The 19,892-nt window shown below is 34.3% G+C and carries 18 protein-coding genes; 11 read left to right on the top strand and 7 right to left on the bottom strand.

The annotated features are described in order from the left end of the window. Positions 1-464 precede the first annotated feature (464 nt). On the top strand, positions 465-1,034 hold the full coding sequence (locus OYT91_RS03395; protein WP_281239515.1) for a pentapeptide repeat-containing protein: 570 nt from the start codon (positions 465-467) through the stop codon (positions 1,032-1,034). A gap of 4 nt (positions 1,035-1,038) precedes the next feature. Here OYT91_RS03395 and OYT91_RS03390 read toward each other — a convergent pair whose 3' ends face one another. From OYT91_RS03390 to glyA, 6 genes are all read right to left on the bottom strand, one after another. Then, the gene (locus tag OYT91_RS03390; protein ID WP_281239514.1) at positions 1,039-1,719 is read right to left on the bottom strand and encodes an ABC transporter ATP-binding protein; all 681 of its coding nucleotides are present in this window, start codon (positions 1,717-1,719) and stop codon (positions 1,039-1,041) included. Between the two features lie 2 nt (positions 1,720-1,721). Next, a complete protein-coding gene (locus OYT91_RS03385) occupies positions 1,722-2,978 on the bottom strand; it encodes an ABC transporter permease (protein WP_281239513.1) in 1,257 nt (418 codons plus the stop codon). Then, positions 2,978-4,072 (bottom strand): efflux RND transporter periplasmic adaptor subunit, encoded by a 1,095-nt coding sequence (locus OYT91_RS03380; RefSeq protein ID WP_281239512.1) that lies wholly within the window; start codon positions 4,070-4,072, stop codon positions 2,978-2,980. Before OYT91_RS03380 ends, OYT91_RS03385 begins: the two co-directional genes overlap by 1 nt. 129 nt (positions 4,073-4,201) lie before the next feature. Then, positions 4,202-4,699, bottom strand: a complete 498-nt coding sequence (locus OYT91_RS03375) for a GNAT family N-acetyltransferase (protein WP_281239511.1) — start codon at positions 4,697-4,699, stop codon at positions 4,202-4,204. Positions 4,700-4,789: 90 nt separating this feature from the next. Further along, entirely contained in the window at positions 4,790-5,383 is a 594-nt protein-coding gene (locus tag OYT91_RS03370; protein WP_281239510.1) for a MiaE family protein, read from the bottom strand. A gap of 135 nt (positions 5,384-5,518) precedes the next feature. Next, positions 5,519-6,793 carry a serine hydroxymethyltransferase gene (gene glyA, locus OYT91_RS03365; protein ID WP_269223036.1) on the bottom strand — a complete coding sequence of 425 codons (1,275 nt, stop codon included), beginning with the start codon at positions 6,791-6,793 and terminating at the stop codon, positions 5,519-5,521. Between the two features lie 107 nt (positions 6,794-6,900). On the opposite strand from glyA, the gene fahA reads away from it, so the two are divergent. Together fahA and OYT91_RS03355 are read left to right on the top strand one after the other, a co-directional pair. Continuing rightward, positions 6,901-8,184 carry a fumarylacetoacetase gene (gene fahA, locus OYT91_RS03360; RefSeq protein ID WP_281239509.1) on the top strand — a complete coding sequence of 428 codons (1,284 nt, stop codon included), beginning with the start codon at positions 6,901-6,903 and terminating at the stop codon, positions 8,182-8,184. A 139-nt stretch (positions 8,185-8,323) separates the two neighbouring features. Beyond that, positions 8,324-9,508 (top strand): hypothetical protein, encoded by a 1,185-nt coding sequence (locus OYT91_RS03355; protein WP_281239508.1) that lies wholly within the window; start codon positions 8,324-8,326, stop codon positions 9,506-9,508. Positions 9,509-9,585: 77 nt separating this feature from the next. Here OYT91_RS03355 and OYT91_RS03350 read toward each other — a convergent pair whose 3' ends face one another. Beyond that, positions 9,586-10,254 (bottom strand): carbonic anhydrase, encoded by a 669-nt coding sequence (locus tag OYT91_RS03350; protein WP_281239507.1) that lies wholly within the window; start codon positions 10,252-10,254, stop codon positions 9,586-9,588. A 910-nt stretch (positions 10,255-11,164) separates the two neighbouring features. On the opposite strand from OYT91_RS03350, the gene OYT91_RS03345 reads away from it, so the two are divergent. The 8 genes from OYT91_RS03345 (at position 11,165) to OYT91_RS03310 (ending at position 19,820) form a co-directional block, all read left to right on the top strand. Further along, the gene (locus OYT91_RS03345; RefSeq protein ID WP_269223041.1) at positions 11,165-11,812 is read left to right on the top strand and encodes a GNAT family N-acetyltransferase; all 648 of its coding nucleotides are present in this window, start codon (positions 11,165-11,167) and stop codon (positions 11,810-11,812) included. A 122-nt stretch (positions 11,813-11,934) separates the two neighbouring features. Next, positions 11,935-13,128, top strand: coding sequence for an argininosuccinate synthase (locus tag OYT91_RS03340; RefSeq protein WP_281239506.1), 1,194 nt, complete (start codon positions 11,935-11,937; stop codon positions 13,126-13,128). 313 nt (positions 13,129-13,441) lie between these two features. Next, positions 13,442-14,419, top strand: coding sequence for an N-acetyl-gamma-glutamyl-phosphate reductase (gene argC / locus OYT91_RS03335; protein WP_281239505.1), 978 nt, complete (start codon positions 13,442-13,444; stop codon positions 14,417-14,419). Between the two features lie 105 nt (positions 14,420-14,524). Beyond that, positions 14,525-15,664 carry an aspartate aminotransferase family protein gene (locus OYT91_RS03330; RefSeq protein ID WP_281239504.1) on the top strand — a complete coding sequence of 380 codons (1,140 nt, stop codon included), beginning with the start codon at positions 14,525-14,527 and terminating at the stop codon, positions 15,662-15,664. A 155-nt stretch (positions 15,665-15,819) separates the two neighbouring features. Beyond that, a complete protein-coding gene (locus tag OYT91_RS03325; RefSeq protein ID WP_281239503.1) occupies positions 15,820-17,016 on the top strand; it encodes a glutamate-5-semialdehyde dehydrogenase in 1,197 nt (398 codons plus the stop codon). Positions 17,017-17,343: 327 nt separating this feature from the next. Continuing rightward, positions 17,344-18,105, top strand: a complete 762-nt coding sequence (proB, locus tag OYT91_RS03320) for a glutamate 5-kinase (protein ID WP_281239502.1) — start codon at positions 17,344-17,346, stop codon at positions 18,103-18,105. A gap of 185 nt (positions 18,106-18,290) precedes the next feature. After that, positions 18,291-18,692, top strand: a complete 402-nt coding sequence (locus OYT91_RS03315) for a GxxExxY protein (RefSeq protein WP_269223046.1) — start codon at positions 18,291-18,293, stop codon at positions 18,690-18,692. A gap of 168 nt (positions 18,693-18,860) precedes the next feature. Then, positions 18,861-19,820, top strand: a complete 960-nt coding sequence (locus OYT91_RS03310) for an N-acetylornithine carbamoyltransferase (RefSeq protein WP_281239501.1) — start codon at positions 18,861-18,863, stop codon at positions 19,818-19,820. Positions 19,821-19,892: the final 72 nt, after the last annotated feature.

The following is a 19,892-nucleotide window of genomic DNA, read 5'->3' as shown; positions in this document are numbered from 1 at the left end:
ATTCTTTCTTTTTCGATTTGGGGATAGTGGAATCTTTTTAAAGTGGAAATTAAACCTAAATTTCTAGCATAGCCCCGATGGGAACGGCATCCTTTTTATAATATTTCCCGAAAGATAGCGGGAAATATTATAAAAAGATATAGTGTACAGCGGGACTCTAGGTCTTGATTACGAGAATAACTGCTCCCATAAATTTCTACTATTCTTTAGATTCTTTTACCTATAAAAATGTCATATTACTAACAACGCAGCATTAAACAATACTTTATATGATTAGCCTGAAGGGGGTAATTCTATTTTTTATAGCTATCATTTCAATATAGAAACCCAATTTTACCAGCATTTTGGAATTAAAAAAGTAATAAAGTTGAAAAATGTTTTGACTGAACACATTTAAAGCTTCAAGAAATTTGTTTCTTTGTTCACTAATTGCCCAATAGGGTTCCATATCTTAAAGTTTAAAAATGCCTGAATATTTCCTAGATAAAGAATACAACAACCATACTTATGGCGTGGATGAAGTCAATTTCAAGGAATTTGAATGTTGTACATTTAATCAATGTACGTTTTCGGCTTGTAACTTTATGGACGTTACTTTTATTGATTGTATTTTTAATGATTGTATTTTTAGCGAAGGCAAAATCAATCATGTGGCTTTGAGAACCGTGACTTTTAACCGTTGCGAAATTAAGGACGTTAATTTTTCGATGTGCAACAAACTCATTTTTGAAGTCCGTTTTAATGATTGTGTACTGGATTTTTCAAAATTTTATACCTTGAAAATAAAAGGAACTCCATTCATTGATTGCAGTTTGGTTGCAGTAGATTTTATGGCTACCGATTTGACTGAAGTACTCTTTGAAAATTGCGATTTGTACCGTGCCGAATTTTCCAAAGCCATTGCTAATAAAGCCAATTTCAAGACCAGTTACAATTACACTATTGACCCAAAAGTTACAAAATTAAAGAAAGCAATCTTTGCATTAGAAGGTCTGAAAGGTTTGCTTTATAGACACGACATTATAGTAAAGTAAGTCCTTAAGAAATAATCTTCCCGTCTTCCATAGTGATAATTCTATTGGTTTTATGTGCAAAATCATTATCATGAGTGACAATGAGTAAGGTTTGCTTTTTTTCTAATGTCAGTTCTTTAAAAATATCATAAACCAAATCGCTATTTTTCTTATCCAAATTCCCTGTTGGTTCATCTCCCATTATTATCAAAGGATCGTTTATCAAAGCCCGAGCAATGGCAACTCGCTGTTTTTGACCTCCACTCAATTGATTTGGCATTTTTAAGGCCTGTTCTTCCATGCCTAACGTTTTTAAATGTTCCAACGCGCGATGCTCTAATTCTTGTTCTGAATATTTTGCCAATTTTAGTCCAGGCAACATCACATTTCTCAATACATTATATTCAATTAACAAATAATGAAACTGAAATACAAAACCAATTTTTTCATTCCTGATTTGGGCTAATACTTTGTCTTCTTTTCCTGTTACAAGTTCATTATGAATTAATATTTGACCTTCATAATCGGTATCCATAGTAGAAAGCAAATACAATAAAGTCGATTTTCCGCAACCCGATTTCCCAACAATCGAAACAAATTCGCCCCGATCAATACTCATATTTATTTCTGTTAGTACTTTGAATTTTACGGGATCATAAAAATATTTTGTCAATCCTTTGGTTTCTAATATCTTACTATTTTCCATAATTACTTTCCTCTAATGATTTCTACTGGATCAATCTTACTGGCTTTTGAAGCAGGAAAGTAGCCTGCAATTGTAGTTGTAAATAAGGCAAAAATGATTCCTATGACATAATAAACCCCATCATAATAAATTGGATAGGTTGAAATAGTAGGTAAAGAAGGAGTCTTAAACGGAATTACATCTATAATCGATGAAAAAATAAAACCAAACAACAATCCAAACATTCCTCCCACAAAACCTATTATTAAGGAAAGAGAAATAAAAATCCACCTTACATCATTTCCAGAAAAACCTGTTGCTTTTAGAATTGCAATACTGTCCATTTTTTCATAAATCATCATGTTTAGAATATTATAAATACCAAAACCTGCCACAATCAGCAACACAACTCCTACAGCATAGGATATAATAGTTCGAACACTGCTTCCTGTTTCAAATTGGGCGTTGGCTGTTTTGTAATCAATGGTATCCAAATTAAATTTGTCTCGAAACTCTTTGGAAAGTTCGGGAGCCGTTAATTTATCATGCAATTGTATTTGAATATCGGTTATGTAATTAGTAGGTTCGCCCAATATTTTTTGTGCAGTGTCGAGCGAAGTATAACTCATAACATCATCAACTTCAGCAATACCCATTTGAGAAATACCTACAATTTTAAGAGAAGACAAATTGCCACTGGGAGAAGTAATTTTAATAATATCCCCAACAGTGAGCATCATTTTACTGGCAAGGCCTTTCCCAAGAATAATGCTATTATTTTGCAGTAAATTGGTAACCTTTCCTTCGATAATGTATTCGCTTACTTTGAATATTTTTTCTTCTGACAGAACATCAATTCCATTGATAACTCCAGAAATTTCAATCGTTCCTGAATTAAAAAAAACAGGGGTAGTAATTTTTGGCGCCACATCAATAATACGTGGGTCTTTTTTTAAATATGCAATAATGGCTTTACTGTTATAAATTGATTTACCAATATCTTTTGGTTTTATAGATCGTATAAAATTAGTGCTGTTTTTATAGGCTTCCGCCAAAGTTATCGGCTGATGTTCCGCTGGTTTTATATCATTATACAAACGCACATGCGGAGTTCTGTTGAGCATCAAACCGTCCAACAGGTCATTTAATCCATTCATAAAACTAACCAGAGCAATAAACATAGCAATACTAAAAGTTACACCAATAGCGGCGACTATAGTTTGTTTGAGCCTTGCTTGAAGCAAATGCAATGCAATGTTTAAAATGAGTTTGAAGTTCATTATTCGGGTTTAAAAATAGATTCGCCAGGTTTTAGACCTTCCAAAATTTCGACTTTTTGATAATCACTCAAACCTGTTTTTACTTTTCTTTTTTCCTTTTTACTGACTAAAACATATTCATCTTGAATCAAATAATTCTTTGGAATTGTAATTACATTCTTTTTGGTTTTTATGACGATATTCGCTTCGGCAGTCAAGTTTGGATACAGTTTAGGAGGCGGTTTTACAAAGTGAGCTTCTATCTTGAAAGTACGGGATTGTTCGACCATAATGGGATAAATTTTATCAACAATGGCTTCAAAAACAGCTCCTTTGTAACTGTCCATGGTAACATAGACCTTTTGTCCGAGGATTACTCGAACCATATCGTTTTCATCGACTTCAAGTTCTAACAAAAAAGAATTGGTTTTACCAATAGTTGCTAGTGGAATTTGTGGGGTAATATAAGCTCCTTCTCGAACCAATATATCAAATAATTGTCCAGAGAATGCACTTTTAACAGTAAAATCTTTTTGATTTCTTTGATTGATTTTTAGTGTATTGCTATTTATAGTTTCTTGGTTTTGCAATTGAGCTTTGAGTTGCGCCAATTGTTTAACTGCAACTTCATATTCCAGTTTGGAAGTTTTATAAGTGAGCACTAATTTTTCGTATTCTACATCCGAAATATATTCTAACTCTTTGACTTTTTTATTTCGTTTTAAAATAGATTCATCCAAAAGCATTTTATTCTTTGCTGTTTGAATTTTCATTTCAATTTCGGCAATTCGATCTTTGGAGTATTGATTGTTCTCTTTACTGAGTTGATAAGCCAATTCCGCATTTTGAGAGTTCAAAATGGCTCTGTCTTCGTCTAATTCAAATAGTTTCTGACCTACCGCTATTGATTGTCCAACAGTCGCATCAATTTTTTTTAAATTTCCACTTACGGTAGCATAAACAATATATTGTCCCTGAGCCTTTACCACTCCTGACGCATAGACACTTTCTGTTACATCTCCTACAGTAGGCTTAATTTCTCCGTTGTCCTTCTTAGCACAAGCTATTACTAGAAAAAAAGCAAATCCATAAACAAATATTGATTTTAACCTCATTTTATATTTTTTTGACGCTTATTTATACGAAAACTGATATAAATATACGACTTAAAAAAATGTAAAAAAATAATGATTGTTACATAATTACTAGCTCAATTAAATTTTGATTAAAAAAAATTAAACCCGTTAAAATGGCTTCTCCATTACATAATCCTCCATCAAATAACCATGTTCTAATTTAATATCAACTTCATCTACAATTTTAAAACCAATTTTTTTATAAAAATCCAATGCTTTATTAAAACGATTGACATTTAGAGAAAGAGCAATCGAATCATTTTCTTTAGCAATATTTTCGACAAAATCGATTAAACTTTTCCCAATTCCTTTACCTTGCGTTTGTGGCAAAATATAAATTTTATGGATCTTGGTTTGTTGTTTTTGGTTGTAATGATGCTCATAGGAAGCAAAACCTAAAGTCTCCTCTCCTTCTTTGGCTAAAATAAAATGATGCCCTTTATTGGCAACACTATCCTTTAAGGCTTCCTCATTATAAAAGGCATCCAACATATAATCCAATTGCACTTTCGAAAGAATTTCTCCATAAGCAACGGGCCAAGTTTGATGTGCTATATTTTGAATCGTTGGGTAATCGTTTGCCGTAGCTTTAACTATTGTGATCATTGAATATATAAAATAGAAGTTTGAAGGAGAAAATAGAATTCAGAACTAGCAATCAACTGATCACTAAAACTTGAACACTGAACACTTTTTTTAACCATGAATCGTCTCATTCTTACCATAATTGGCAATAACAGACTCTTCAAATTCCAACCATTCTCTCCAGCGTTTTTCTACATCAATTCCAACACCATATTTTCGGGCATAGGTTATAAAAGTGGTATAATGACCGGCTTCACTTTCCATCAAATCTCTATAAAAAACAGATAGTTCTTCGTCTTTAATGTTCTCAGAAAGTACTTTGAAACGTTCGCAGCTTCTAGCTTCAATCATGGCCGAAAACAACAATCGCTCCACTAGACCAGAAACTCGGCTTCCGTCACCGCTTTTTTTCATGTACAAATACAATTCATTTACATAATCATCTTTGCGCTCGCGACCTAATTTCAGTCCGCGCTTAATGATGATGTTGTGCACTTGTTCAAAATGATCGATTTCTTCTTTGGCCAAAGCCAATAAATCCTGAACTAAATCTTGGTGTTCTGAATTATTAGTAATAATGGTAATCGCGTTGGTGGCTGCTTTTTGTTCACACCAAGCATGATCGGTAAGAATCTCTTCGATGTTTTTTTCTACAATATTTACCCATCTTGGGTCGGTTGGTAATTTTAATCTTAGTACTGACATTATAAAATTAGTTTAAGGTTTAAAATTTTGTTTAAAGTTTAAGATTTTCTTGAAAAAGAAAAAGAGTTTAAAGTTCGAACTTTTGCACAATACAAAACCTTAAACTTTAAACTCTTTAAACTTTTAAACAAAAATTTAGAACACAAAGATTGCTCTTTCGCTCATCATTTCGTTTACTTCATTAGCTACTTCTTCGATAACATCTTCGTTAGTGTGATCTACCAAAACTCTATCGATTAAAGCAACAATAGTTTCCATATCTTCTTCAACAAGACCACGAGTGGTAATTGCAGCAGTTCCCACACGGATTCCTGAAGTTACAAATGGTGATTTATCATCAAATGGAACCATATTTTTGTTTACAGTAATTTCTGCTTTTACCAATGCATTTTCAGCTTCTTTTCCTGAAATTCCTTTGTTTCTAAGGTCAATCAACATCATGTGATTGTCTGTCCCTCCAGAAATAATATTGTATCCTCTTTTTACAAAAGCATCTGCCATTGCATTTGCATTTTTTTGCAATTGTCTAGCATACGTAAAGAACTCATCTTGCAATGCTTCACCAAAAGCAACCGCTTTAGCAGCAATAATGTGCATCAATGGTCCACCTTGATTTCCAGGGAAAACCGCAAGATCTAATAAAGATGACATCATTCTGATTTCTCCTTTTGGAGTAGTTAATCCCCAAGGATTTTCAAAATCTTTACCCATCATGATCAAACCTCCACGAGGTCCACGTAATGTTTTGTGAGTTGTAGTGGTTACAATATGACAATGTGGAATTGGATCATTCATCAACCCTTTGGCAATAAGCCCAGCAGGATGAGAAATATCAGCCATTAAAATAGCCCCTACACTATCAGCAATCACTCTAAAACGCTCAAAATCCATATCACGAGAGTAAGCCGAAGCTCCTGCAATGATTAATTTTGGTTGTTCTTTAGTAGCAATTTCTTGAATTTTATCATAGTTCAAGCGACCTGTTTCTTGATCTACACCATAAAAAACTGGGCTGTACAAACGTCCAGAAAAGTTTACTGGTGAACCGTGCGTCAAGTGACCTCCATGAGATAAATCGAAACCTAATATTTTGTCGCCTGGTTTCAAGCAAGCAAAAAATACGGCTGTATTCGCTTGTGAACCAGAGTGAGGCTGAACGTTTGCATATTCTGCGCCAAATAATGCTTTGGCTCTGTCGATAGCAATTTGTTCGACTACATCAACTACTTCACATCCTCCGTAGTATCTTTTGCCAGGATAACCCTCAGCATATTTATTCGTTAAAACAGATCCAGCTGCTTCCATAACTTCGTCACTTACAAAGTTTTCTGAAGCAATAAGTTCTAGTCCGTGTATTTGTCTGTCTTGTTCTTCAAGAATGAGGTCAAAAATTTGTTCGTCGCGTTGCATTTCTTTGATTTTCGTTAATTTGTCGCAAAAATACAAAAAAACGTTTGTTTAACTGTTAGATTATAATATATTTGACAAGTAATTTTCAACAAACAATTAACATTATCATGCCAATAACAGCCAACGATACCAGTAGAAAATCATGGTTAGAGGTACTGTCAGACAGTGACTTCCCTATACAAAACATCCCTTTCGGAGTTTTTCTTACCAAGGAAAATATCGTTACCGTAGGTACTCGAATTGGTAATTTTGCAATCGATTTAGGCGCTTTACAGCAATTAAATTACTTTGAAGGTATTGAATTGACGGACGATATGTTCATGCAAGATACCCTGAATGATTTTATATCCGATGGCCAAAAAACATGGCGATTAGTTCGCAATAGAATTGCAGAACTTTTTGATGCAAAAAATCCAGAATTAAGAGATAATACTACCCATAGAGACATTGTAATTTTCAGAATGGAAGATGTAGAAATGCAACTTCCCGTTCTAATTGGCGATTATACAGATTTTTATTCCAGTAAAGAACATGCAACTAATGTTGGAAAAATGTTCCGTGACCCAGAAAATGCTTTATTACCCAACTGGCTACATATTCCAGTAGGATATCACGGAAGAAGTTCAACTATTATTCCGTCTGGAATTCCAGTTCACAGACCTATGGGACAAACGTTGCCAAATGGTGAAACGAGCCCCGTTTTTGGACCATCTCGACTGGTAGATTTTGAATTGGAAACAGCATTTATCACAACCGATGTCAATATTATGGGAGAGAATGTTCCTGTAGGTGAAACCGAAGCTTATATTTTCGGAATGGTTTTATTAAATGACTGGAGTGCTCGTGATATTCAAAAATGGGAATACGTACCATTAGGACCGTTCTTAGCCAAAAACTTTGCTTCATCTATTTCACCTTGGATTGTAACTCTAGATGCGCTAGAACCTTTTAGAACAAAAGGCCCTAAGCAAGAACCTACACCTCTTCCTTATTTGCAACAAAAAGGAAAACATTCTTTTGACATCAATCTAGAAGTGGCTATTGCACCTGAAAATGAAACTCCAACAGTTGTTTCTCGATCTAATTTCAAACATATGTATTGGACAATGAGTCAACAATTAGCGCACCATACCTCAAACGGTTGTCGGGTAAACTCCGGTGACATGATGGGTTCAGGAACCATTTCAGGACCAACCCCTGACAGTTTTGGATCAATGTTAGAACTAACTTGGGGTGGTAAAAACCCAATACAATTAAATGATGGTACCGAACGTAAATTTATAAACGATGGTGATACCGTTATCATTAAAGGATACAGTCAAAACGGACAGGTTCGAATTGGTTTTGGAGAATGTTCCAGTAAATTACTTCCTCCATTTGTAAGACAATAATCCCAATACTTTCTAACCAACCGACAATTTAATAGTTGTCGGTTTTTTTATGCTTTTTAAAGACTGAATTTAACAAAGGAATAGTAAGTTTGCAAAATAATTTTAGTCAAAAATCAAAATAATTCATTGCCCCCAAAACATGAAAAAAATTACTACTATAATTGCTTTTTTTATTCTATTTACATCTTGTGGAGTAAAACAAACCCAAAACAATTTGGCATCAGGAAATTACGATGCTGCTATTGACATTGCTCTTTCCAATTTACGCTCTAACAAAGACAAAAAAGGAAAACAAGATTACATTTATTTACTTGAAGAAGCTTTCGCTAAAGCTAAAGAACGCGATTTAAATACTATCAGTTTTTTGAGTAAAGAGAACAATCCGAATGAACTGGAAAAAATTTACAGCACATACCTAACTCTAAATGAGCGACAAGAAAAAATTAAACCTTTGCTTCCGCTAAAATTAATTAAAGAAGGACGAAATGCCATTTTTCCATTCGATAATTATAATGAACCTATTATAAGTAGCAAAAATGCTTTATCCAATTATTTGTACACAAATGCAAAAGCCTTGATGCTGACCAAAAACAAAATGAATTACCGCAGGGTTTATGATGATTTAGCGTATTTGGAAAAAATAAATCCAAATTATAAGGATGTAGCCAAAATCATGGGAGAAGCTCAATTTAAAGGTACTGATTTTGTTATAGTATATACCCAAAATGAAACTAACATGATTATTCCAATACAATTGCAGAATGATTTATTGGATTTTAAAAGCTATAAATTAAATGATAAATGGACTATTTACCATAGTGTTAAACAAAAAGACATTTACTACGATTACGGAATGCAAATCAATTTTAGATCTATTTTTATATCGCCTGAACAAATAAAAGAAAGAGAATTTATCAAAGAACGCCAAGTAGTTGACGGACAGAAAAAACAGCTTGATGCCAATGGCAGAGTCGTTGTAGACAGAGAAGGCAAACCTGTAATGATAGATAATCTTATTAATGCAAGAGTAAATATTTATGAAGTTAGACAATTTAAATCCTGTCAGATTACTGCCAAAGTGGACTATGTAGATAACAAAACCAAACAACCTATAGAGTCATTCCCTATAACTAGCGAATTTGTTTTCGAAAACATCTATTCTACATACAAAGGAGATCGTCGTGCAGCCGATGATAATTATTACTCTTATTTCGACAAGAGAATTATGCCCTTTCCTTCAAGTGAACAGATGGTTTATGACACAGGCGAAGATTTGAAAGCCAAAATCAATTCGGTTATTTCCCGAAATTCGTTTAGAAAATAAGATCTTTTCATTACTAAAAAAAGAGGCAGTCTAAAAATTTAGACTGCCTCTTTTTTTTACATAAAACAAATTAAAAACTATTTGTCAGTATTAAAAATAACTTTACCTGTTTCAATATCATATACTGCTCCAACAATAGCTACTTTTTTGTTATCATAAAACTCTTTTAAAATAGGTTCTGCAGTTTTCAAAAAAGCAACACCATGTTCTATATTGACATCGATAACTTTATCCAGCACTAAATCATTATGAATTGCCAGATTTTTTTCTTCTTTCTCACTTTCAATATATTCTATAATTTTTTTAATATGATCCGTTTGTTCATAATGTCCATTTGATTTTATAAAAGCTTTCATAGCTCCACAATCTTTATGTCCCATCACGATCACCAGTTTACAATCTAAATGTTCAACGGCATACTCAATACTTCCTAATTCATAATCTCCCATTACATTACCTGCAGTTCTTATCGAAAAAATATCTCCAAGGCCCTGATCAAAAACAAGTTCAGCCGGAACTCTTGAATCGGAACAACTTACAACAATAGCAAATGGATGCTGACCCTTTTTTAGTTCGCGAATTCTTTCCAAAGTTTCATCAGGATGCATGGGTTTTCCTGAGGCAAATCGTTTGTTTCCTGCTTCGAGTTTTTGAAGTGGAGTTAAATTAGCATCTTCTGTTTTTTCAGTTTTATTACAAGCGAATACTACACTTATAAATAGTAAATAAAGCAATCCTTTTTTCATGATAATAGTCTTAAATTACAACAAATCTTATATTGTTATAAAGAATTTAAACAAAGTAATAAATAGTAATGAGTCGTAAATTTAAGAACATCAAACTGCGCAAATATTGACATTTATCATATTCAATGCATTATATAAGAGAAATAAAATCAATCATAATTCTCAAACGATATTGTTAATATATTTTGGGTTCATAAAGAATTCTCTTTTTTTTTATTTTTATAAAAAAAACCCCCTATTTTTTCCTAAAGATGTTATATCCGCGTAAGTGATAGCAGCTAGCTACCAAAGTAGCGCGAATAGCACGACCGCCGCTAGAGAAAAGGGCCATGACGACAAAGAAACTAGCCCTTTTTTCTAGCGGCGGTTACGCCCAAACGAACTTTTAGAATAAATGAGTCAAAATCATTTTAAAAACTCTTTTCTAATCCTTAGCCTTACTTCCTGAAAAAGAAAAATTAAGCTCAAAAACACTCATTTAAATTTAAAATTTCTTTTTTATTACAAAAATAGACCCATTTGTTAAAAAATTGACTTTTACAAAAATTTTAGCATTTGGATTGAAAAATAAGTGTAAATTTGCACCAATGAAAAAAATAGAAACATATAAAACAGTTATCTCTCGGATAATTACACCTACGACTTCTCCCGAAGTACGGATGCTATAATCATAGCTTCCATAGTGTAATCGTATTATATTTATTCATTTCTTATTTTATCGTTTTGAAATTATTTCCATCTTTATTTGGATTTATACATCCAAAAAAAATCACCAAACACATTTTATCTATCTGTAATTCAATTATTTGGATTGTTCTTTACTTCATTTATTCTATATTTGACATTGTAAATCCAGAACATTCCACACTTCATTACAGTACATTATTTAACCTAAAATATAACTCTTGAAATGAATATTTCTATTGTAGTAACTCAGGAAGAACATTATAAGTATGCGCAGGAAATATGCGATACCATAGAATCATCTGCCTTGTTGAGAGGTACTGGAATTGCCAAAAGAACACCAGAATACATCCAAAAGAAGATGGAAAAAGGCGATGCAGTTATTGCACTTAACAACGGAATCTTTGCTGGTTTTTGCTATATCGAAAGTTGGCAACACGGTCAGTTTGTGGCACACTCCGGTCTAATAGTTCATCCAGATTACAGAAATTTGGGACTGGCCAAAAAAATAAAATCGTTTGTATTTGACTATTCATTACAAAAATATCCAGACGCCAAAGTATTTGGAATTACAACAGGCTTGGCGGTAATGAAAATCAATTCGGATTTGGGCTACAAACCGGTTCCTTTTTCGGAACTGACTAACGACCCTAGTTTCTGGAAAGGTTGTCAAACCTGCACTAATTATGAAATATTAAAAAGCAAGGAACACAAAATGTGTTTGTGTACCGGAATGCTTTTTGACCCAAAAGAAAAACCGAAAGACCCACCCAAACATCCTTTTAACGTAAAAATTCTAAACCGATTGAGAGCCATAAAACAAGCTTTGTTTTTGGGACCACATCCTCCGAAAGGGGAACATCAAAAAATCTAAAATGGATTTTTGATAGTAAACAAAAAAAAAGAGAACAAATAAATATATTCAAAATATAACATAATCCTTTTCCGCAAATTCACCCTCGGAGAATGTTAAGGAAAAGGAAAAACCACAAAATCATGAAAAAAGTAGTATTAGCATACAGCGGAGGATTAGACACTTCATACTGTCTTAAATATTTGAAAAATGAAAAAGGGTATGAAGTTCATACCGTATTAATCAACACCGGCGGTTTTGACGAAGCCGAATTAAAAGCAATCGAAGACAGAGCCTACGAGTTGGGAAGCGCCAAACACGCCAACCTGACTATCGTTGACAAATATTATGACAAAGCCATTAAATATTTGATTTACGGAAATGTTCTAAAAAACAACACCTATCCCCTATCTGTAAGTGCAGAACGTGTTTTTCAAGCGATTGAAGCGATAAAATACGCTAAATCTGTTGGTGCCGAAGCGATTGCTCACGGAAGTACTGGTGCCGGAAATGACCAAATTCGTTTTGATTTGATTTTCCAAACCATCGCTCCCGAAATTGAAATCATCACTCCTATCAGAGACTTAAAATTATCTCGTCAAGAAGAAGTCGATTACTTAGCCAAAAACGGCGTTCACTATTCTTGGGAAAAAGCGCAATACTCGATCAACAAAGGACTTTGGGGAACTAGCGTAGGTGGAAAAGAAACCTTGACTTCAAGTAAACCTTTGCCAAGCGAAGCCTATCCATCGCAATTGCAAAAAACAGATGAAGAGAAGGTAACACTTCAATTCGAAAAAGGACAATTAGTGGGCATCAATGGTGTTCTTGATGCACCAACCAAAAATATTGTTGCACTAGAGAAATTAGCCAATGCGTATGCCATTGGTAGAGACATTCACGTGGGTGACACCATTATCGGAATCAAAGGAAGAGTTGGTTTTGAAGCCGCTGCACCTTTAATCATAATCAAAGCACACCATTTATTAGAGAAACACACGCTTGGAAAATGGCAACAATATTGGAAAGAACAACTAGGAAACTGGTACGGAATGTTATTTCACGAAGGTCAATTTCTGGATCCTGTAATGCGTAACATCGAAGCTTTCCTAGAAGATACTCAAGCTACGGTAAACGGAACTGTGATTGTTTCGCTTAAACCGTATCACTTTACCCTTGACGGAATCGAGTCCGAAAATGACTTGATGAACACTGGTTTTGGTCAATACGGCGAAATGAACAACGCTTGGACGTCTGACGATGCTAAAGGCTTTATAAAAATTCTTGGGAATGCGCAAAACATTTTTTCATCAGTAAACAAATTGACACACGATTAATACGGCATTTTAAAGAAATGTTAGGAGCGAAAGTTTAGGCATTTTTGGAGGTATGGGTTCCCGCTATTCGTTGCAATTCCCGATAAACAAAAACTACGGCAAAAAAGCCTTGTTTTTCTAAATCGGGAGATTTTCACTGCTATCGGGGCTAAAGAGGAAATATTAGGAATTACCAGGTTTTATCCTGCAAGGTTTTTTTTAACCTTGTAGGTATTAAATAACCTAAAATATACCTACAAGGTCAAAAAAAGACCTTGCAGGAAAAGGCAACAAAACGCATTCAGTTTTATAGCATATTTAAAAATAAAAAATTATGATTAACATAGGTATAATTGGCGGATCTGGCTATACAGCCGGAGAACTCATCAGAATATTAATGTTTCATCCCGATGTTACTATCGATTTTGTTTACAGCACCACCAATGCTGGAAAACCGCTTTCGGTAGCGCATCACGATTTGTTGGGCGATATCGAAATGAATTTTACCGATACCGTAAACCCTAACGTAAATGTAGTTTTCTTGTGTTTAGGACACGGAAAATCAAAAACATTTTTGACCGAAAACCAGTTTGCAAGCCATACTAAAATCATCGATTTAGGAAATGACTTCAGATTGCATAAAGACGAAGTTTTCGATGGTAAAAAGTTCGTTTACGGTTTACCTGAATTGAACAAAGGGGCGATTAAAAACGCTCAGTTCATCGCCAATCCGGGCTGTTTTGCGACTGCTATTCAATTGGCTTTATTGCCTTTGGCGGATGCCAAATTATTAAATGGAGATATTCACATCAACGCCACAACCGGAAGTACTGGTGCTGGAGTTGGACTTTCAGAGACTTCGCATTTCAGTTGGAGAAACAACAATATGTCGCATTACAAAGCTTTCGAACACCAACATTTGGGCGAAATTTCAGAAAGCTTGCACCAATTACAAAATGATTTCACAAACGAATTGCTTTTTATTCCAAACAGAGGGGATTTTCCAAGAGGAATTTTTGCAACATTATACACTACTTGCGACGAAAGCTTGGAGGATCTTGTAGCCAAATACGAAACATTCTATAAAAACCAACCTTTTGTAACTGTTACCACATCTGGTATCAATATGAAACAAGTGGTTCAAACCAATAAATGTATTATTAGTTTAGTCAAAAAAGGAAACCGGATTTTGATTACCTCAGTAATTGATAATTTAGTAAAAGGCGCCTCGGGACAAGCCATCCAAAATATGAATTTGATGTTTGGACTGGAAGAAAGTACGGGATTGCATTTGAAACCAAGTGGATTCTAGAAATAATTAAAAGATTGAAGAATTTAATGATTGAAAAATTAGTGAAATTCATAAAAGATATAAATCTTTAAATTCTTCAATTTTTAAATAATTAAATAATTAAAAATGAACTTATTTGACGTTTACCCATTATACAACATCACTCCTGTAAAAGCATTAGATTGCACAATTACAGATGAAAATGGTGTAGAATATTTAGATTTATATAGTGGCCACGGGGTAATCTCCATTGGACACACACAACCGGAATATGTAGCCAAATTGAAAAACCAATTGGATAACATCGGGTTTTATTCGAATGCGATTCAGAATCCATTGCAAGTGGAATTGGCTGAAAAATTAGGCAAACTTTCAGGATGTGAAGAGTACAGTTTATTCTTGTGCAGTTCTGGTGCTGAAGCCAATGAAAACGCATTAAAATTAGCCTCTTTCCACAACGGAAAATCAAGGGTAATTGCTTTTGACAACTCTTTTCACGGAAGAACTTCGGCAGCGGTTGCGGTAACAGACAACAAGAAAATTGTTGCTCCAATCAACGCACAGCAAGTGGTTACTTTCTTGCCGTTAAACAATCTTGATTTAGTGGAAGCCGAATTGAAAAAAGGTGATGTTTGTTCCGTAATTATCGAAGGAATTCAAGGTGTTGGTGGATTGGACGAAGGCACTACCGAATTTTTCCAAGGTTTAGAAAAATTGTGTACTCAATACGAAGCGGTTTTGATTTTGGACGAAGTACAATCCGGTTACGGAAGAAGTGGAAAATTCTTTGCGTTTCAACACCACAATATCAAACCGGATATTATTTGTCTTGCCAAAGGAATGGGGAACGGTTTCCCAATTGGCGGAATCTTGATTGCTCCAAAATTCACCGCTAGCCACGGATTGCTGGGAACTACCTTTGGTGGAAGCCATCTTGCTTGTGCCGCTGGTATTGCGGTTTTGGATGTAATTGAAAATCAAAAACTGATCGACAACGTAAATGAAGTTTACGCCTATTTCTTGGATGCTATTAAACAAGTTCCTGAAATTATCAAAGTGAAAGGAAAAGGATTGATGCTTGGCGTAGAATTTGATTTTGAAGTAGGTCCGTTACGTAAAAAACTGATTGTCGAAAAACTAATTTTTACAGGAAGTGCCAACAATAAAAATCTATTGAGAATCCTTCCACCTTTGACAGTCAAAAAGGAAGCTATTGATACATTTATAGTTGCTTTGAAAGAAAGCTTAGCTGAATTAAAGGCCTAGATAAAAAAAATAGAATGCTTTTTCAAAGCAAAACTTAACAAACTTAATCTCTTAATGGTTTGAACTTTTTTTGAAATATTAAGAGATTAAACAAATTAAGCAAAAGTTTATCCTTTTTTAAAATAGAATAAACGCTAACCAATAACCAAAAACCAATGAGCCATTTATTACCCATACAAAAAAGAAATGCAGTTCTGAATCGAATGGCAGATTTGCTCGAACAAGAAAGAACCAACATCAAAAAAAGCAATCAGGAAGATCTTGAAAACTACAAAAGCGATGATTTCGCGATGGAAAAACGCTTACTTGTAGACGATACCAAAATTGACGGTATGATACTTTCATTACGTCAATTGTTTGCTCAAGAAGATCCTGTTGGTCAGGAACGCTTTCATTTTGTACACGATAATGGCATCAAAATCACCAATAAAACAGCGGCTTTCGGAACGATATTGATTATTTACGAATCCAGACCGGACGTAACTGTTGAAGCAGGAGGTATCGCTTTCAAATCAGGGAATAAAATCCTCTTGAAAGGCGGTAAAGAATCCCTACTTTCCAATATGAAAATTGTGAGTCTTTGGCACCAAGCTTTAAAAGACAATGATGTAGATACGAATTGGGTCGAATATTTAAATTACGACCGAAACGAAACACAAGCCTTTTTAGAAAAACCAACCCAAAAAGTAGATCTGATTGTACCAAGAGGCGGTGAAAATCTAATTGCTTTTGTCAAGAAACACGCTACTTGCCCCGTGATTGTAAGCGGTCGTGGCAACAATTTCGTGTATGTAGATAAGGAAGCCAATTTAGACCAAGCACTTTCTATTATTATCAATGGTAAAACCTCAAATATATCAGTTTGTAATGCTTTGGATAAAGTATTAATTGACACAAATCTACCAAACTGGGAAGCTTTTGCGAAAAAAGTGGTTACCGAATTACAACAAAAAAACGTGACCGTTTTGGGAGACGAAACGATTTCAAAAACAACAAACGTTCCTCAAATAGAATCGGATTTGGTTTGGTACGAAGAATTTCTGGATTATAAAATTGTTATCGGCGCTATCAATTCCAATCAAGAAGCGATTGAAAAAATAAATAAATATTGTGGCGGACATTCGGCTTCCATCATCACCAAAAATGATGCTGTTGCACAAGAATTCATGGAAAATGTGGATACAGCAGCAGTATATCAAAACGCCTCTACCCGATTTACCGATGGTGGTCAATTTGGTCTGGGCGGAGAATTAGCGATAAGCACTGATAAATTGCACCAACGCGGTCCCATTGGATTGCAACATTTGGTGACCAATAAATGGTATATTTATGGTGACGGACAGATAAGATAAGATTGCAGATTGTTGATTAACGATTTTTGATTTCAGAATAAAGAGAAAAGAACAAAGAATAAAGATTTTTAGGAAGATAATGCTTTGCGAACTTCGCGTTTTTAAGTGTTCGAATTATAAAAAACTTTGTGCCCCTTGCGGTTAAATATCAACACAAAGCTTTGCGAACATTGCGTTTTTAAGCGTTTCAATTATAAAAAACTTTGCGCCCATTGCGGTTAAATATCAACACAAAGCTTTGCGAACTTAGCGTTTTTTAAGCGTTAGAATTATAAAAAACTTTGCGCCCCTTGCGGTAAAATCCTCAAACGGTAAAAAAACATAAAAATGGCTAAAAAAAGAATATTACTAAAGTTAGGCAGCAACACCTTAACCAAAGAAACCAATCATATTTCGAGAGGAAAAATTGAAGACATTGGGGTGCAAATAGCCGCTTTACAAGACGAATACGAATTCATTATTGTGAGTTCAGGAGCAATTGCTGCCGCCAAACAATTTGTAAAACTAGACAACAATGATCAGGATGTGTTTGTAAAACAAGCCTTGGCATCTATTGGTCAACCCCATTTAATGCGGATTTACCATGAAAATTTTAGTGATTTGGGATTGCATATTTCGCAATGCCTACTTTCCTACTCTGATTTTGAAAAGGAACAATCGAAAGTCAATATTGTAAACACCATCAATGTATTGGTCAAAAACAGTTACATTCCGATTATCAATGAAAATGATACGGTTGCCACAGATGAAATTAAATTTGGTGATAATGATAAATTAGCAGCCTTAACTGCGGTATTATTAAACGTTGATATTCTGATTATTGCAACCAACACTAATGGAATTTATACCAAATCGTCAATAAATGATGAAGTTCCAGAAACAATCGAATTGGTTACCGATTTGTCGCTGTTGCAAAAAGAAATTGGCGACAAAAAATCGTCTCACGGAACAGGCGGTATGCAGTCTAAAATTGATTCGGCTGCCATTGCCAAAGCGGCAAATATAGAAACTTGGATTGTGAATGGACTCGAAGATAATTTTATGTTGAAAGCTTTGAATAATGAAATTGCATTCACAAAGATCGTGTAGAAATAGTACGCGGATGACCCGGATTTGCTAAAGCAAAGACGCGGATAAAAACTGATTTTTTTTTATTTATTAGCTTAAGATATTGAGAAAAAAACTGAGTATTTTATAAATTTACTTAAATTGTGTAAAAACAGAACATTGATAATACTGATTAGCTAAAACATAAATTAAAACTGATTTTAAATATGGGTCTATTACACGAAGAATTAACAGATATTATTATAAAAACTTTTTATGAAGTTTATAATGAATTGGGATATGGCTTTTTAGAAAAAGTATATCAAAATTCCCTGTATTTAGAATTAAAAAATAAAGGCTACAATGTTGAAGCTCAAAAGAGAATTAACGTTTACTATAAAGGAACTGAAGTTGGTGAATATTATGCTGATTTAATAGTTGAAAACACGATTATTCTCGAATTAAAAGCCGCTGATTGTATTGTAAAAGATTTTGAAAACCAAATTTTAAATTATTTAAGAGCTACAGATTGTGAAGTGGGATTGCTTTTAAACTTTGGAAAAAAACCCGAATTCAAAAGAAAAATATATGAAAACAACCGAAAAGCAAGAAAACAAAAAATCGTTTAATCGGCATCAATTATAAGTTTAAAAAATCCGCCCCTCATCTGTGTCTTCGCGATAGCGAATCAGTTTAATCAGCGTACAAATAATAAGTAACATAAGAAAAAAATCCGCGCCTTATCTGTGTCTTCGCGATAGCGAATCAGTTTAATCAGCGTACAAACTATTTACATTATGAACTACACCTCAATAAAAGAAATAGATTCACTCCAAAAATGGGTGAAACAAGCTTTAAAAATTAAAGAAAACCCACTTAAAAACAAGAAGCTGGGAAAAAACAAAACCTTAGTAATGTTGTTTTTCAACTCGAGTTTGAGAACCCGTTTGAGCACGCAAAAAGCAGCCATTAATCTAGGAATGAACGTTATGGTGATGAACTTTGGAAGCGAAGGCTGGACCCTCGAATTTGAAGACGGTGCAATTATGAACCAAGGCGCTTCGGAACACATCAAGGAAGCCGCCGAAGTGGTTTCTCAATATGCCGATATCATTGCCATAAGAGCTTTTGCTGGTTTGGTTGACAAAGAAAAAGACAATGCCGAAACAGTAATAAACGGTTTTGTGAAATATGCCACTGTACCGATTCTAAATATGGAAAGTGCCACAGGACATCCGTTGCAATCCCTTGCCGATGCCATCACTATGGAAGAACACAAGACCAAACACAGACCAAAAGTAGTATTATCTTGGGCACCGCACCCGAGAGCGTTACCTCAGGCCGTTCCCAATTCATTTGTAGAAATGATGCAATTGCAAACCGAAATGGATTTTGTGATTACACATCCCGAAGGCTACGAATTGAATCCTGAAATTACCAAAGATTCTAAAATCGAGTATGACCAAGATAAAGCTTTTGAAAACGCCGATTATATTTATGCCAAAAACTGGAGTAATTACAAAGAATACGGTAAAATAACCAATTCTGACCCGAATTGGACCATCACTGCCGATAAAATGAAAGGAACCAACAATGCCAAATTCATGCACTGTTTGCCTGTAAGACGTAACGTAATTGTAACAGATGAAGTAATTGACAGCGAAAATTCGATCGTGATTGAGCAAGCCAATAATAGAACCTACTCGGCGCAATTGGTGTTGCAGAAGATTTTGAAAAAATTAGAGAAAAGAAAATAGAACATAGACAAATAGACAATAGACATTTTAGTAAATCACAAATCTAAAATTGTTAATCAACAATCATAAATC

Origin of the sequence: Flavobacterium praedii (genome assembly GCF_026810365.1) — a bacterium.
Lineage (GTDB): Bacteria > Bacteroidota > Bacteroidia > Flavobacteriales > Flavobacteriaceae > Flavobacterium > Flavobacterium praedii.
The sequence above is the reverse complement of the archived record's forward strand: the minus strand, read 5'-3'. Positions and strand labels throughout refer to the sequence as shown.